The organism is Sphaerospermopsis sp. LEGE 00249 (assembly GCF_014299995.1).
GTDB classification, from domain to species: Bacteria; Cyanobacteriota; Cyanobacteriia; order Cyanobacteriales; family Nostocaceae; genus Sphaerospermopsis; species Sphaerospermopsis kisseleviana.
Map to the genome: position 1 here is coordinate 1 of NZ_JACJUZ010000030.1, position 15,248 is coordinate 15,248.

The 15,248-nt window shown below is 37.5% G+C and carries 13 protein-coding genes and 1 riboswitch; of the genes, 8 read left to right on the forward strand and 5 right to left on the reverse strand.

The features are described 5' to 3' along the window. Window positions 1–425: 425 nt before the first annotated feature. The 4 genes from H5968_RS12040 (at window position 426) to H5968_RS12055 (ending at window position 5,304) form a co-directional block, all read left to right on the forward strand. Entirely contained in the window at window positions 426–1,289 is an 864-nt protein-coding gene (locus tag H5968_RS12040; protein WP_255427113.1) for a PD-(D/E)XK nuclease family protein, read from the forward strand. Window positions 1,290–1,447: 158 nt separating this feature from the next. Further along, window positions 1,448–2,089: a GNAT family N-acetyltransferase gene (locus tag H5968_RS12045; RefSeq protein WP_187040150.1), complete on the forward strand. Its 642-nt coding sequence runs from the start codon at window positions 1,448–1,450 to the stop codon at window positions 2,087–2,089. Window positions 2,090–2,222: 133 nt separating this feature from the next. Then, window positions 2,223–4,541, forward strand: a complete 2,319-nt coding sequence (recJ, locus tag H5968_RS12050; protein WP_187040151.1) for a single-stranded-DNA-specific exonuclease RecJ — start codon at window positions 2,223–2,225, stop codon at window positions 4,539–4,541. Between the two features lie 49 nt (window positions 4,542–4,590). Then, on the forward strand, window positions 4,591–5,304 hold the full coding sequence (locus H5968_RS12055) for a Uma2 family endonuclease (protein ID WP_187040152.1): 714 nt from the start codon (window positions 4,591–4,593) through the stop codon (window positions 5,302–5,304). Here the strand turns inward: H5968_RS12055 and H5968_RS12060 are convergent. From H5968_RS12060 to H5968_RS12075, 4 genes are read right to left on the reverse strand one after another with little or no spacing between them, the layout of a single operon-like run. Continuing rightward, window positions 5,292–6,113 carry an energy-coupling factor ABC transporter ATP-binding protein gene (locus H5968_RS12060; protein WP_187040153.1) on the reverse strand — a complete coding sequence of 274 codons (822 nt, stop codon included), beginning with the start codon at window positions 6,111–6,113 and terminating at the stop codon, window positions 5,292–5,294. The genes H5968_RS12055 and H5968_RS12060 overlap by 13 nt on opposite strands. Beyond that, window positions 6,088–6,900 (reverse strand): cobalt ECF transporter T component CbiQ, encoded by an 813-nt coding sequence (gene cbiQ / locus H5968_RS12065; protein WP_187040154.1) that lies wholly within the window; start codon window positions 6,898–6,900, stop codon window positions 6,088–6,090. Before cbiQ ends, H5968_RS12060 begins: the two co-directional genes overlap by 26 nt. Window positions 6,901–6,909: 9 nt before the next feature. After that, on the reverse strand, window positions 6,910–7,212 hold the full coding sequence (locus H5968_RS12070; RefSeq protein ID WP_096570551.1) for an energy-coupling factor ABC transporter substrate-binding protein: 303 nt from the start codon (window positions 7,210–7,212) through the stop codon (window positions 6,910–6,912). Beyond that, the gene (locus tag H5968_RS12075) at window positions 7,199–7,978 is read right to left on the reverse strand and encodes an energy-coupling factor ABC transporter permease (protein WP_187040155.1); all 780 of its coding nucleotides are present in this window, start codon (window positions 7,976–7,978) and stop codon (window positions 7,199–7,201) included. Before H5968_RS12075 ends, H5968_RS12070 begins: the two co-directional genes overlap by 14 nt. Before the next feature lie 21 nt (window positions 7,979–7,999). Beyond that, window positions 8,000–8,141, reverse strand: a riboswitch (cobalamin riboswitch). Between the two features lie 731 nt (window positions 8,142–8,872). Here H5968_RS12075 and ctpB point away from each other — a divergent pair. Together ctpB and H5968_RS12085 are read left to right on the forward strand one after the other, a co-directional pair. Then, window positions 8,873–10,222, forward strand: coding sequence for a carboxyl-terminal processing protease CtpB (ctpB, locus tag H5968_RS12080; RefSeq protein WP_187040156.1), 1,350 nt, complete (start codon window positions 8,873–8,875; stop codon window positions 10,220–10,222). A 249-nt stretch (window positions 10,223–10,471) separates the two neighbouring features. After that, on the forward strand, window positions 10,472–11,167 hold the full coding sequence (locus tag H5968_RS12085) for a response regulator transcription factor (RefSeq protein WP_187040157.1): 696 nt from the start codon (window positions 10,472–10,474) through the stop codon (window positions 11,165–11,167). Window positions 11,168–11,498: 331 nt separating this feature from the next. On the opposite strand, the gene H5968_RS12090 is transcribed toward H5968_RS12085, so the two are convergent. Further along, window positions 11,499–11,780 (reverse strand): Npun_R1517 family heterocyst differentiation transcriptional regulator, encoded by a 282-nt coding sequence (locus tag H5968_RS12090; RefSeq protein ID WP_096570543.1) that lies wholly within the window; start codon window positions 11,778–11,780, stop codon window positions 11,499–11,501. A 704-nt stretch (window positions 11,781–12,484) separates the two neighbouring features. Here H5968_RS12090 and H5968_RS12095 point away from each other — a divergent pair. Continuing rightward, window positions 12,485–12,841, forward strand: coding sequence for an NAD(P)H-quinone oxidoreductase subunit M (locus H5968_RS12095; protein ID WP_304944932.1), 357 nt, complete (start codon window positions 12,485–12,487; stop codon window positions 12,839–12,841). A gap of 308 nt (window positions 12,842–13,149) precedes the next feature. Then, on the forward strand, window positions 13,150–15,150 hold the full coding sequence (locus H5968_RS12100; protein ID WP_187040159.1) for a protein phosphatase 2C domain-containing protein: 2,001 nt from the start codon (window positions 13,150–13,152) through the stop codon (window positions 15,148–15,150). Window positions 15,151–15,248: the final 98 nt, after the last annotated feature.

Sequence of the window (15,248 nt, forward strand, 5' to 3'; positions counted from 1 at the left end):
TTTTGAAGGGTATACCGGAAAAAGTGTGCATTTTTGGGGATTTCAAGAGATGGCAAAGAAATTTTCAAATCTCCTCCTGACTCCTGACTCCTGACTCCTGACTCCTGACTCCTGACTCCTGACTCCTGACTCCTGACTCCTATGCCCTCACGGAAAGACTTTCTCAGCAACCCCTATTTAATTTAACAAAAAAATATAGAAAAATCCGTAGGAGAGAGGATTGATTTTTTTCTAGGGGCGTGGTAGGCTATATAACATATTTGATATAATGGGATGTAAGGTTTTTTAAAAATTTCAGCAACACTCTATTATAATAGAATAGTACCGCGCCCCAGAGAAAAAGTCAACGACCCAAAGATAAAAAGTTGCGCGACTCTAATTAAAAATAAAAAATAAAAATTGATAGATTGATAATCAGTAATTTGATGAAAACAGAAAATGCAAAAATGGTATTAACATCAACTGATAGTAAATTATTAAGACTTTCGCAAGGACACCTCAACTTACTAGAAACCTGTCCGCGTAAATTCCAGTATAATTATTTAGAAAAACTGACGACACCCACAGATCCCAAACAAGAAAAACATCAGATTGCAGGTAGTCGTTTTCACCTATTAATGCAGCAGAGAGAAATAGGTTTACCAATTAATAGTTTTCTGGAAGGAGATCAAGAAGATAAAGAATTGAAAACATTGAAAACTTGGATGACAGATTTTAACGAAACTGCACCAGAAATATTAACACCTGATATTAATAATCAAACCTTCCGAGAAAGTGAACATTATCGAACTTTGCAAATACAAAATTACCTAGTGACAGTAGTTTATGATTTATTAATTGCAGATCAAGAAAAAGCACATATCTTTGATTGGAAAACATATCAAAAACCACAAAAAAGAAATGATTTAGCTAAAAATTGGCAAACCAAACTTTATCTGTATGTTTTAGCAGAAACTAGCACCTATTTGCTGGAAAATATATCTATGACTTACTGGTTTGTTCAGGCTAAATCCCGATCTAACAATATTCCTTTTCACTATGAAACCCAAAAACACAAACAGACAGAAAAACAACTTCATCAATTATTAAATAAATTAACAAATTGGTTAGATGATTATGAAAAGGGTAAACCATTTCCGCAGGTAGAAGAATCTAAAACTTGTAATTTTTGTCAATTTGCTAAACAGTGCGATCGCTTTGCTGATCGGAGGTATGACTCAAAAACTTTAGTAGCACCCGCAATTAATAATCTACCTAATCTTGATATTATTGAAGAAGTAGCACTATAGCAGGGAACTCTTAACAGAGAACAGGAAATATAGCAAAAATTAACCAAATAAATCCAATAAATCCAATAAATCAAATAAATCAAATAAATCAAATAAATCAAATAAATCTAAATCAAATAAATCAAATAAATCAAATAAATCAAAAAATTAACAAAATTATGAAAACCTTTGATGAAAACGATACAATTTATGTTCGGGAATTAGGAATTGATGACATAGCACCTGTTTACCACTTAGGTGAAGAACTATTTACCAGTGATTTATATCCTTATTTATACCGTACCTGGGATGAATGGGAAGTAATAGGACTTTATAATACAGATCCAGAATATTGCTTAGTTGCGGAAACAGAAAGTGAACTTGCAGGATTTATTTTAGGGACAATAATTAGTAAAGCATCATGGACCTATGGTTACATTTTGTGGTTAGGAGTAAATCCTAAATTTCAACGTCAGGGAGTTGCAGATAAATTAGTTGATAAAATTGTAGCGCGAATGATTGAAGATGGGGCGCGGTTTATGTTAGTAGATACTGATCCTACAAATACTCCAGCAGTGAAATTTTTTAATAGAAAAGGTTTTGGTAACATTCGCCAACATATTTTCTTATCAATGAATTTGAGTAAACATCCATATTATGGCAGACTAATAGATTATGAACATCAAAAAGCAGAAAGGGCGGGTTATAGGCGCACACGAACTACAATTCGTTCTCGAAAATCCGAAGGTATTCCTGGGGAAATAGCGATGAATCCCTTAGTGAATGAATCATCAATAGATTTAATTATTAATGAGGAATAAAGAGAGGAGTCAGGAGTCAGGAGTCAGGAGTCAGGAGAATTTTAGATTTTAGATTGGATTCATGAAATACAATCCAAAATCCAAAATCCAAAATATAATCACCAATCACCAATCTCTATTTTAAATTAATTCAATGCAGTGGATTTTATTAGAAACAGAACAAATTCCTGAGTGCTTCATCCAAGCAGTTAAACAGTACACACCTTTATCAAGTGGTATTTTTGCTGCACAATTATTATGGCAAAGAGGAATAAAAACAGAATTAGAATTAGCCAGTTTTGTGAATTTCCAAAGTTATCAAGCTGCAAGTCCTTTTGAATTTGGACAAGAGATGCACTTGGCGGTTAACCGTTTAAAAAAAGCGGCTATATCTGGTGAAAAAATAGCGATTTGGGGAGACTTTGACGCAGATGGTATTACCTCAACTGCGGTTTTATGGGATGGTTTAGGACAATTTTTTATTCAACATGAACAATTAACTTATTATATCCCTAATCGGTTAACAGAATCTCATGGTTTAAATTTAGCAGGAATTGATAATTTAGCCCAACAAGATTGTACATTAATCGTTACTTGTGACACGGGAAGTACAAATATTGATGAAATTATTTATGCCCAAAAATTAGGAATTGATATTATTGTCACAGATCATCATACTTTACCTGCTGAACGTCCTCCGGTAACTGCAATTATTAATCCTCGTTACTTACCAAAAGAACATCCATTATTTCATCTTTCTGGAGTTGCAGTTGCTTATAAATTAGTGGAAGCATTATATGAAACTTTGCCAGATGTACCCCAACGTCCCCTAGAAGATTTATTAGATTTAGTAGCGGTAGGATTAATTGCTGATTTGGTGCAATTAAGTGGAGATTGCCGTTATTTAGCACAAGTAGGAATTGAAAAATTACAAGCAGATTATAAAAAACCTGTTGTTGAAAGAAGACGACCAGGGGTAGGTAGATTATTAGAATTATGCCAGAAAAGTGGCGATCGCCCTACAGATATTTCCTTTGGTTTAGGTCCTAGAATTAACGCAGTTAGTAGGATTCAAGGTGATGCTAGTTTCTGCGTGGAACTATTAACCAGTCGTGATATACAACGTTGTCAAGAACTAGCAGAAGAAACAGAATTAGCGAATACCCGACGCAAATCTTTACAGAAAGATGTACAAAATCAAGTATTAAAAAAAATCTCCCAATTAGATTTATCAACTACCAATGTCATAGTTTTAGAAGATCCACAATGGGCTAACGGTGTGTTAGGTTTAGTAGCAGGTCAAATTGCCCAAGAAACAGGAAAACCGACGATTTTATTAAGTACAGAAAGCGGAGAAGATGAACCAAACAAACCACAATTGGCGCGGGGTTCTGCCAGATCAATTAATGGTGTAGATTTATATCAATTAGTTAACGAACAATCCCATTTATTACATCGTTTTGGTGGACATCCATTTGCGGCTGGTTTAAGTTTACCTGTAGAAAATATCCCCTTATTTACAGATGCAATTAATCAAAAATTACGGCAATCTTTAGGGGGAATAAATCTCACACCCACTGTCCAAGCTGATGTGGTGGTGACAGTTGCAGATTTAGGGAAAGATTTATTTTTAGAACTGAAACTTTTAGAACCTTGTGGAATGGGAAACCCTGTACCAAAATTACTGATTAAAAATTGTTGGTTTGAAAATGCTTGGCATAGAAATCAACAAGATATAAAAGGTAAGAAAATACAATATATTAAAACCGAGTTTGACATTAGAGATGATTCTAGTAAAAATCCTTTTCCTGGTATTTGGTGGGGACATTATAAAGAAGAATTGCCTACAGGTAAATGTGATTGTATTGCGGAAATAGATTTTAATAGCTTTAAAAAACGTTATGAAATCAGATTAATTGCTGTGCGTCCTAGTGCTGATTTAGAAGTGCAAACTGAGAAATCAGCAATGATTTTAGATTGGCGAAATCAGGATGTTTCGGAATTTACTGTAGATGATTCAATATTAATTATTAAAGATTGTCCCACAACTTGGGAGGATGTAAGAGCTTGGTTGAGAAAATCGGTTTATAAACAACAAAAACTAGCTTTAGCTTGGGCAAAACCAGAAAACCAAACTCCCCAGGAAATTTGGTTAACGTTGGTAGGAGTTGCTAAATTTATCAGTCGCAAAAATCAGCTAGTTACCCGTGTACAAATATTAGAAAAACTGGGTATTAGTGATCCTAGTTTATATTTAGGATTTCAGGCTTTGAAATATTTAGGTTTTACTATTGAACGTCAAGATCGTTATCTACAAATTACGTGGAATGAATTTATCAATGATACAACTAAGGCTGAAAATGCAGTTAATCAATTTTTAGCCGCATTACAAGAAGAACAATTTCAAAAAAAATATTTTGCCACAGTTCCTATATCTACTATTCAGGCGATCGCTTTTAATGGTTTACTTTGATAACAGTAAGATATAATCAATTTACCTACCCATAATATTATTTGCAGTTATGGTTAACACTTCTGTAAAAACTGCCCATAATTATCCTGATTATATTCCGCCTTTGGAAAGTGGCGATCGCCTGACTCGTCCAGAATTTGAGCGCCGTTATAGTGCTATGCCAAATCTCAAAAAAGCTGAATTAATTGAAGGAGTAGTTTACGTGGCTTCCCCTCTGCGTTTTGAACCTCACGCCGAACCTCATGCTAATTTAATGGGTTGGTTGTGGTCTTATAAAATAGTTACACCTGGTGTCAGACTGGGTGACAATGCAACAGTAAGACTAGATTTAGACAACGAACCTCAACCCGATGCTGTACTATTAATAGATACAGCCTGTGGTGGCAAGTCTTATATAGGCGCAGATGGTTATATAGAAGGCGCACCAGAATTAATCGCAGAAGTAGCAGCCAGCAGTGCTACCAAAGATTTATATGATAAAAAAAGAGCCTACCGTCGCAATGAAATTGAAGAATATATAGTTTGGCAGGTTTTTGAAGGTACTGTAAGTTGGTTCAGTTTAAAGAATGGTGAATATATAGAACTGGTAGCAAATGAACAAGGAATAATTAAAAGTCAAGTATTTCCAGGTTTATGGCTGAATGTTTCCGCATTAGTAACAAGAAATATGTCACAAGTAATGGCTACTTTACAGACAGGTTTAAGTTCAGGAGAACATCAAGATTTTGTAGAAAAATTAGCTGGAAATAGTTATATATCCTGAAATATCCGTTGTTTCACCCGTTCTAAAACGGCTTTCTCCTCAACAGATAGCCCTGCAAATAACATTTCATATATTAATGGTACACCTAATTCTAACTCCTCTAAAAGATGATACTGACTAAATACATCCTCTGGTGTTCCTTCTAAGATCAATCTTCCTTTATCCATAACAAAAACCCAATCTGCCCAACGATAAACTAAATCTAAATCATGGGTAGCCATTAATAAAGTTGTGCCATTACCATGAATTTTTTTGAGCGTATTCATCAGGTTACGAGTGTGTTTTATATCTAAATATGCTGTAGGTTCATCTAATATTAAAAGTTGAGGTTCTAACACCATGACATCAGCTATAGAAACTCGTTTTTTCTGTCCTAAACTGAGATGATGTACAGGTTTTTCTGCTAAACTATCTAGCCCAAATTCACCTAATATTTTCTCGACTCTGATTTGAATTTCCGCTGGAGATAAACCCAAATTACATAACCCATAGGAGATATCTTCTTCAACAGTAGATGCGACTAATTGCTGTTCTGGATCTTGAAATACTAAACCAATTTTTTGCCGTAATTTTGTCAGATAGTTTCTATGATACCTTAACGGTTCATTCAACCATTTAATAATTCCCCGATCAGGTTCATATAAACCATTAGCTAATAAAAATAGCGTGGTTTTACCACAACCATTTTGACCAATTAAGGCACACTTTTTTCCAGAGGGAATTTTTATATTTAACCCATTTAAAACTGATTGTTGTGTACCTGGATAGGTGTAATATACCTGTTCAAATTCTAGTAAATATTCCTGCATTCCATCCTAATTCTATTGCTATTAAGACTACACAGCCACTAATTGCTTCAATAATATATCGTTTAGATAAATGATAACGTTGGGGATGCCAGACTCTAAATTCTTCTGTCATTCCCCTTGCTGCTAATCCCAAAGAAAAACGATGATATTGTTGTAAAGTACGCTGTAACAATTGTCCTATTAATATTGCTAAACTTCTCATTCCTATTTTCCAGTTGCGGTAGCCACAACGAGAATTTTGTGCTATCCATAATTCATTGGCTGTGTTTAGAAGTATGAAAATAAACCGATACATTAATAATAATAAATCGGTTAAAATTGCTGGAAATTTTAAGTATCGTAGCGTTTGTAATAATTCTGTAAATGGCACAGTTAACATGAGAAAATATAAACAAGAAATGGCTGCAAAGGCACGAAAAAAAATTGCCAAAGCTTGTATACTGCCACTGTGACTAATGTAAATATAAACAGCACCAAACTTTAAACCATAAAATAAATCTCTTTGAATTTGTGAAAAGTTAGCGAAGTTGACCATATTAATTATTAATGCCGGTAAACTTGTCAACCAGAAAAAACTAGCAAAAATTAACAACCGCAAATAGATTTTCAGAGGAATTTTAGCATATACTACCGTCCAAATACCCATCCATAATGATAGTAAAATTTGTACAAATGGATGGGTTAAAAGTGCAAGTAACAGCGTAGTAAAGGCAAAGATGATTTTATGTGTTGGGGGAATTTGTCGCAGTTGATTAGTATAAGCTAAAGTATCTAATTTTAGGCTCATTTTGTAGACTTATTCTTCATGTTTTTGTTGTTGAGAACGTCCTTTATACAAACCAATAACATAACCAATTACTCCCGCACCTATGGCAGCTTGAGCAGAAAATAATAAACTAGCTACTTCTCCACTCGGAGGTTCAAATATTGATTGAAACCAAGGTTGATATGCGGGTTGAATTTCACTAATGGCGGTTTTGGCTTGATCATCTGCACCACCAAATTCAGCATTTTTGACTAATATTATGGGAGCAAACGCTAAAGCGAAAACAGCTAAGACTAATAACCAATTATTGAATCCTTGTTTAGACTGATTCATTACTTTGAGTTTCCCGTTTGATTAACTTTAGCAATTCTAATTCTTGAGGATTATAGGATTGTAACAAATTCCATACCAACACCGTTAGTAGTCCTTCACTAATAGCTAAAGGAACTTGAGTAATAGCAAAGATACCAGCGAACTTGGTAAATGAAGCGATAAACCCACCAACAGGTGCAGGAAAAGCTAAAGCCAGTTGGATAGAAGTAATAATGTAGGTGAGTAAATTAGCGATCGCTGCTGATAAAAATATAGCAATTCTTTGTTTACCACTACACCGAATAATGAGATGATAGATCCAGTAAGCGGCAAACGGTCCAGCGATCGCCATTGAAAAAGCATTTGCTCCCAGAGTTGTCAAACCACCATGTGCCAATAACAAAGTTTGAAATAATAGTACCAAAGTTCCTAAAACTGTCATCGTCAAAGGTCCAAACAGCACCGCACCTAACCCTGTACCTGTGGGGTGAGAACAACTACCTGTCACAGAAGGAATTTTTAACGCTGACAAGACAAAAGTAAAAGCACCAGCTAACCCCAACAATAACTTCAATTCTGGGTTAGCTTGAGTAATGCGAGTCAAACTTCGCAAACCGAAAACAAAAAATGGTAATGCTACAACCCACCAAAAAACCGCCCATTGCACTGGTAAATAACCTTCCATAATGTGCATAGCATAGGCAGGTTTAGGTAAACCAACTACTAAGTAAAAACTAATAAATCCCATCAGGGTTAGACTCATCCAACCCCGTTTTTTTAGAGACATAATCTGTACCTCGCAGATTGATGTAAAAGTATTGTCATCGGCGGGCATCCTGACTTAACCTAATAATGGTTCACAGTTGCGGGACAGCGCCGGACTTGCACCGAACTTTCCCCCTTGCGTCCAATGACTGCTCCTCATCAGAACCGATGGGAGTAACAATATCATGACTAACGCCAGTTGCTAGTAAAGTTTTGCAAATATAGCAAAAGTCAGGAGTCGTATGAGCGAAGCATTCGGGCGACTAATTATCAATTAGACATCTCCGAAAATTAAAGGCGAAGCCATAGTACAATAAAGTATCGGAGCCACGCTCCGATACTTTATTTCGGTGGTTGTGGCTCACTCGATTTTCTTATAAATTTCCCGGACAATACTACCACCAAGCACAAAAAAGGCATCGACAGGCTGTGAAGAAGCAAAAACTAAGGTTATAGTAGGGAAAGTCAGCCAACTTAGCAGGATCAAACACAACCCAAAAGCAATATTTCGTAACAATCGCCACAGTTTTCTCAATCTCATCAGCTAAGAAACTAATGATTTGATGGTAGGTTTGTGCTTCATAACATAGAAAATTAAAGCTTTATTGTTTAATATTGAAAAATCCAGCCATCAATTCAACAAAGCGCTATCTTAGGAAAAGGATCTTAGTTGAAAAAAGAAAGGAGTGATGAAATTCACACAAATGCTGTGGCTGCTTTAACAGTAAAACCACTTCCATCCCAGCGATATTTATTAATAAAAAGACCGTAATTCCCACATCATTTACAAAGGAAAAAATGATGGATTAATCTTAGATTAAGCATAGCTCATAAGTAGAGTATAAAAACTTAAAAATTTCAGGAAAGCCTGATTGCTAAACTGTCAACAATACAATTATTTATTCCATCTGTATACATGAATCAATCTGCGAAACGTCACTCACCGCTCCAAGCAGCCTTGATTGGTGGAGCGATCGCTACAACTGCTACTATATCTTTATTTGGTCAAGCTTGGACAAAGTGTGTTCAAGCCGCTTTACAAGATAGTCCAAAAGCGTTAGTTGACCAAGTGTGGCAACTTGTAAATAGGGAATATGTTGATGGCAAATTTAATCAACAAGATTGGCAAGCAATTAGGCAAAGCTTGTTAAGCAAAGAATATACCTCTAATGAACAAGCTTATGTAGCTATCCGCCAAGCCTTGCAAAGATTGGGTGATCCTTACACGCGGTTTATGGATCCCAAGCAATTTGAAGCCCTCACCCGTCAAACATCTGGAGAGGTTACGGGAATTGGCATTCGCATGGAAATCAACGAAAAAAACCAGCGATTGACAGTGGTTGAACCTATAGAAAATTCTCCAGCCCAAAAAGCAGGTATTAAAACAGGGGATGAAATTGTAGCGATTAACGGTAAACCCACTCTCAATATGAAAGTGGAAGAAGCATCTAATTTGATTCGTGGTCAAGCGGGTACTGCCATCACCTTACGACTGTCAAGACCGGGAAAAAATCAGTTTGATGTCAAGCTGACGAGGGCAACTATCGAAGTTCCCATAGTAAATTATACCCTCAAACAAGACGGTGGCCGTCGCATTGGCTATATTCGGTTAAGGGAGTTTAGCGGCCACGCTGCGGATCAGATGCGAAAAGCGATTCGTGACTTGACTCGTCAAAACGCTGATTCCTTTGTCTTAGACTTGCGTGGCAACCCAGGCGGTTTATTACAAGCAAGTATTGAAATAGCGCGGATGTGGCTAGATAATGGTGGCATTGTCAAGACAGTAGACCGTGTGGGAGGTAGTGAAGAAACCAAAGCCAATCGCACAGCCTTGACAAATCGACCCTTAGCTGTACTTGTAGATGGTAATTCCGCCAGTGCTAGTGAAATTCTTACCGGCGCACTCAAAGATAATAACCGGGCAGTAGTTGTAGGTAGTCAAACCTTTGGTAAAGCCTTGGTACAATCAGTCCATGAACTGAATGACGGTTCTGGGTTAGCTGTCACCATTGCCCACTACTATACCCCCAAAGGTACGGATATTAACAAGACAGGAATTATACCAGATATTCAGCTAGATTTAACGGAAGCACAGGAGCGTCAGTTAGCTGCTAATCCCAATTTAATTGGAACTCTAAATGACCCACAATACGCTCGTGCTATTCTGGCTCTCTCTAATACAAAATTTGCCCAACCTACAACACCTTCTCAAACTTCTCAAAATACTCAACCTTTGAGTATTCGCGCTGAAGATTTGAAATTTTAATTTTAAGGAGTCAGGAGTCATCCAATTTTAGATTTTGGATTTTGGATTTTGGATTGATATCCACTAAAAAAAAGATCCCTGATTTCTCCAAGAAGTCGGGGATCTGCTATTATTTATACTATAAGCAGAGTTATCAGACAATTAGAACATAACTTGCCTTAAATCTTCCTCATCCCCAGTACCCAATCTTAACCAACTTTCGCTAAATTAGAGAAAGGTAAATCAACAGCAAATCTAAGGGAATTTTCAATGTCAGCACAACTGTTACTGGTAGATGATGAACCAGGGTTACGGGAAGCCGTGAAAGACTATTTACAAGAAAGCGGCTTTAGTGTTCAAGTTGCCAGTAACGCCCGTGAAGGTTGGGAATTGATGCAACAAAATACACCTGATTTGGTGATTTCTGATATTATGATGCCCCAGGTGGATGGCTATCAGTTTCTCAAACAACTGCGAGAGGATCCACGGTTTCAGGCATTACCAGTAGTATTTTTAACTGCTAAAGGCATGACAGGCGATCGCATTCAAGGATATCAAGCGGGTGTTGACGCTTATCTACCCAAACCATTTGATCCTGATGAATTAATAGCCATTGTAGAAAATTTACTCACCCGTCGCACTGCTCAAGCCCCAGGGATAGGAGAAGATAGTGAAAATATGGACATTGCCAAATTAGCCCATGAAATTTCCAAAATCAAAGATTTGTTAAGTCCCAGAACTGCCATTGCCCAGACTCCACCTCCATTTAAAATTGATTTAACCCCCAGAGAGCAAAGTGTATTGAACCTAGTAGCACAAGGGTTGATGAACAAAGAAATTGCTCGCCGCTTAGAAACCAGCGTCCGCAACGTCGAAAAATATGTCAGCCGGTTATTTAGTAAAACAGGTACTAATAGCCGTACAGAACTGGTAAGATTTGCTTTAGAACATGGACTAGCTCAGTAGTAGCCAAACGAAAAAAGAATATTACCATGATCAAGAGGATTTACAGAGACAGCTTTCTGATTCAAATTGAATGAAAACGATTAATAAGATTGGTAAAATGCACCTGGTTGAGTTTGCTATCAAACTCTACTAAATGGGTTCTTGTGGTAGAAATGAAACCCTAAGTTTTTGTGAAATTTCCCTGAGTATAAATTTTCAACCACCCTAACCAAAAATTTGAGCAAGGGATGAGCGAATCAACAGACATCCAGGTTTTGAGGTAGTGCAACTGGCAGGGGTATAGATAATCTTCTTGGTTGTGTTGTAGAGTGACTTTATTTCTCTCTATTGTCTATTGGCTATTATCAACAAAGTTTCTTAAGCGCATCAGTTGTCGTCTCATTTGAGGTGATGCTTTGAACTCAGAAACCTCCTGCGCCTTTACAGACGCTTGTAGTGTTTCCAAAAAGTCATCAGATCCCTCAGTGAGTGCGTCTAGTAGCACCTGCAAAAGCTGTTCGCGATCGCCTAACAGACTCTTTTCCTCAATCAAACGGAACTTGAGATGTATTTCGCACTCATAAACACCTACTTCGAGATTATTGATTTGACGCGGTAATGCTTTGGAGTTCATAGTTTTGAGGATTCCTTTACTGGGTGTTTATACAGGTGAGAAACTAAAATATCCAGAAAAAAAATTCTTTATATTTCTTTTAAATACAAAGAACTGATTGAATGTAAGAGGCTTTTCTCATCCATCAAATTTGCGTTCAATTTCTCACTCCCCCCTATTTTTATTCCAAGTGGTTTTTTACTGTCTAGGTTTTGATATTCCCGTGGTAGTTTTGGCATATCTAATTCATACACTATTATTCAGTTTTTAAGATTCTATACAATAAAGTTTCTGTAAGAACTTGTCCAACCTTTTTAAAAGTTTTTACATCAACTTTATGGAAACGTCAATAACTGTGCAACTTTTTACGCTAATCATAGTGAGGTTACTTATGGAAATTAGTGATTATTTTCCCTGTGTTATCAGCCAGTTAACATTTTAGGCAATTTAGGTTAAATCAACAATGTGTTCTTTTTGATATGTAAAAATTTAAGGGGTAAGATAGTCAGTTTGTCAACTGTAGAAATTCGGTTGTAGATCATCATATATACACTGAACTAAATTAGTTTAGCCCAGAATTTTTTCCAATTCTTACTGGTTCTAAATATTACTGGCTATGTCGAAAAAGATATTTTCAACTCAAAGCTTGTAAGTTAAAACAATTAAGGTGAGGGAGAGCAGTTAAAATAGTTGCAGTGTAATTAGCCGAAATCTTACACCTTTTTATGGATAACCCGATGCTGCTCAAGTCCACAACCCGTCATATTCGCATTTTTGCGGCGGAAATGGACAAAGATGAACTAGTTCCTAGCAATCACGTCTTGACGTTAGATGTTGACCCAGACAACGAATTTAACTGGAATGAAGACACACTACAAAAAGTTTATCGTAAGTTCGATGAACTAGTAGAAGCTTCCAGTGGTGTAGACCTAACAGATTATAACTTACGTCGGATTGGGTCAGACCTAGAGCATTTTTTGCGATCGCTCCTACAAAAAGGTGAAATTAGCTACAATCTCTCTAGTCGCGTTACTAACTACAGCATGGGACTACCCCAGGTTGCATCTAACGCCAATAAATAAGATGGAGAGTGGTTGTTGATGAGTTACAAGATTTATAACTACATTTATAACTCTATAACTCACCAACAAATTAGGTGTATGGCAAAACTACCCCCAAAGAGGTAGCTATCCTGGAGAAAGAGGAGAAAAGGCAAGGGTGCAGGGTGCAGGGTGTAGGGAAAAAGTTCAAAGTTCCCAGTTAATAATTCCCAATCCCCAATCCCCAGTCCCAATCTCCTATTATCATTGAGTACAAAAACATCAGCGGACTAAATTACCGCTACTCATGCTGTTGAATAAATTGCCAATCGCTGATCGGTTCGACAAATATGGAAAATGACGCGGCAACGCTTTACTGCCCAAATGAATATTGTCAAGCTGCCAACCCCTTGACCCACAAGTATTGCCAGCGATGCTCCACACCCTTACCCAAGCGTTACCTGTGGGCAGTGGCAGATAGTGTGATCCTGGGTAGTCCTGGAGAAATTTTAGCCGATCGCTATTTGGTCATTGGTCAATCAATCATTCTTGATCTCAAACCTGGTTTACTACCCCAAATACCTGAATTAGATAATTTATACCACATCAAAGCTTATCTAAAACTCATACCTTACCGCTTGCATATACCACAAGTGTATGGGATCATCTCTCTCCATGAAGGAAAATCTCAACCAGAAATCTTAGTTCTAGAAAAACCGCCCCTGTCAGTTGATAGTACATATACTCAAGTACATCTGTGCAGCCAGCTAACAGCAGCGTGGGATGATGCCTCATCAATGCGGCAAATGAATTGGCTGTGGCAGATAGCGCATTTGTGGCAACCGCTTTTGACTGAAGGAGTCGGTTCTAGCTTATTAGACCCCTATTTAATCAGAGTGGAAGGGGGTTTAGTGCGGTTATTAGAATTGCGTTTTGATCAGCAAACAGCACCAACATTGTCACAATTAGGAGTATTTTGGCAACAACTCCTCAAAAATGCCAAGCCAGCCATAGCTGAATTCCTCAAGCAAATTATTGATGCTTTAATTGATGGTGAAATCCACTCATCTGAACAATTAATTACGGTTTTAGATCAAGGACTGACAGGATTGGGGATCGGCTCCTGTCGACGAAACTCGCCAATCCCAAGCACTAACATTAAAATTATTACCCAAACAGATACAGGACCTTCTCGTCAACGCAACGAAGATGCTTGTTACCCACCTAGTGGCGTTCTCGTGAGTAAACCTCCCCAGCAAACCGCCTTAGCTATTGTTTGTGATGGTATCGGTGGACATGAGGGAGGCAACATAGCATCAAATTTAGCCATTGAAACTATTGAGCAAGAGGTGATGCAACTCACTTCTGTTGCTGATGAAAACATAGATCCCTTCAGAATCATCAATAATTTAGAACAAGCAGTAGCACTTGCAAACGATAAAATTAGTCAGCGTAATGATACGGAACATCGCCAAGGACGGCAAAGGATGGGAACTACTCTAGTTCTAGCCTTACCGATTGGCCATGAAATGTACATTACTCATATTGGTGATAGTCGTGCTTATTGGATTACGCGCCACGGTTGCTATCAAGTTACCTTAGATGATGATGTAGCTTCTCGTGAAGTACGATTGGGCTATGCTATTTATCGCGAAGCATTACAACATAGTGGTTCTGGCTCCTTGATCCAAGCTTTAGGCATGAGCAAGAGCGCCTCATTGCATCCTACGTCCCAACGATTTATCATTGATGAAGATGCTGTTTTCTTGCTCACCTCCGATGGATTGAGTGATTTTGATCGAGTAGAAGAGTTGTGGGAAACGGAAATTTTACCAATTCTTGGCGGCAATACAAATATAGAAGATGTTGCAGCCCGACTCATAGAAATTGCCAACACTAAAAATGGACATGATAATGTCACCATCGCTTTAGTACATTACCAAGTCAAATACGGTGAACCAGATATCATTCTCCAAGCGGACATTCCGACTATTACTTCGACTTCGCTCAGTAAAAGTTCAGCCAGTAAAACAGTAGATTTGACACCAAGAACCACAAATGTAACTGCTTTAAGCAATGAGTACCAGCAACCTCAAGGAACTTCAGAAACCAAGCCTCGGCGTACTGCCAAACTACCACTACAGTTGTTGATTATTTTAGGTGTGCTTTTAGGAGCCGGTGGACTGGGATATTGGCTCAAAATCCAACGAGAACCACAATCGACAATTACGCCATCAACTCCGTCTGCAACCCCACAACCAACAACAACGACAACACCAACACCACAAAGCTCAGAAAACCCACAAGATTTATCGCCATCAACTGATGACCAAACTCCCGCGTCTGAGTGATTCTCATCACCATCATGGGATATCATAATGCTGGTGATCACTAAAATTAAAATTCACTTTCCAGAAAAAATTTGTTGTCAAAACTTGTTGTCAAAACT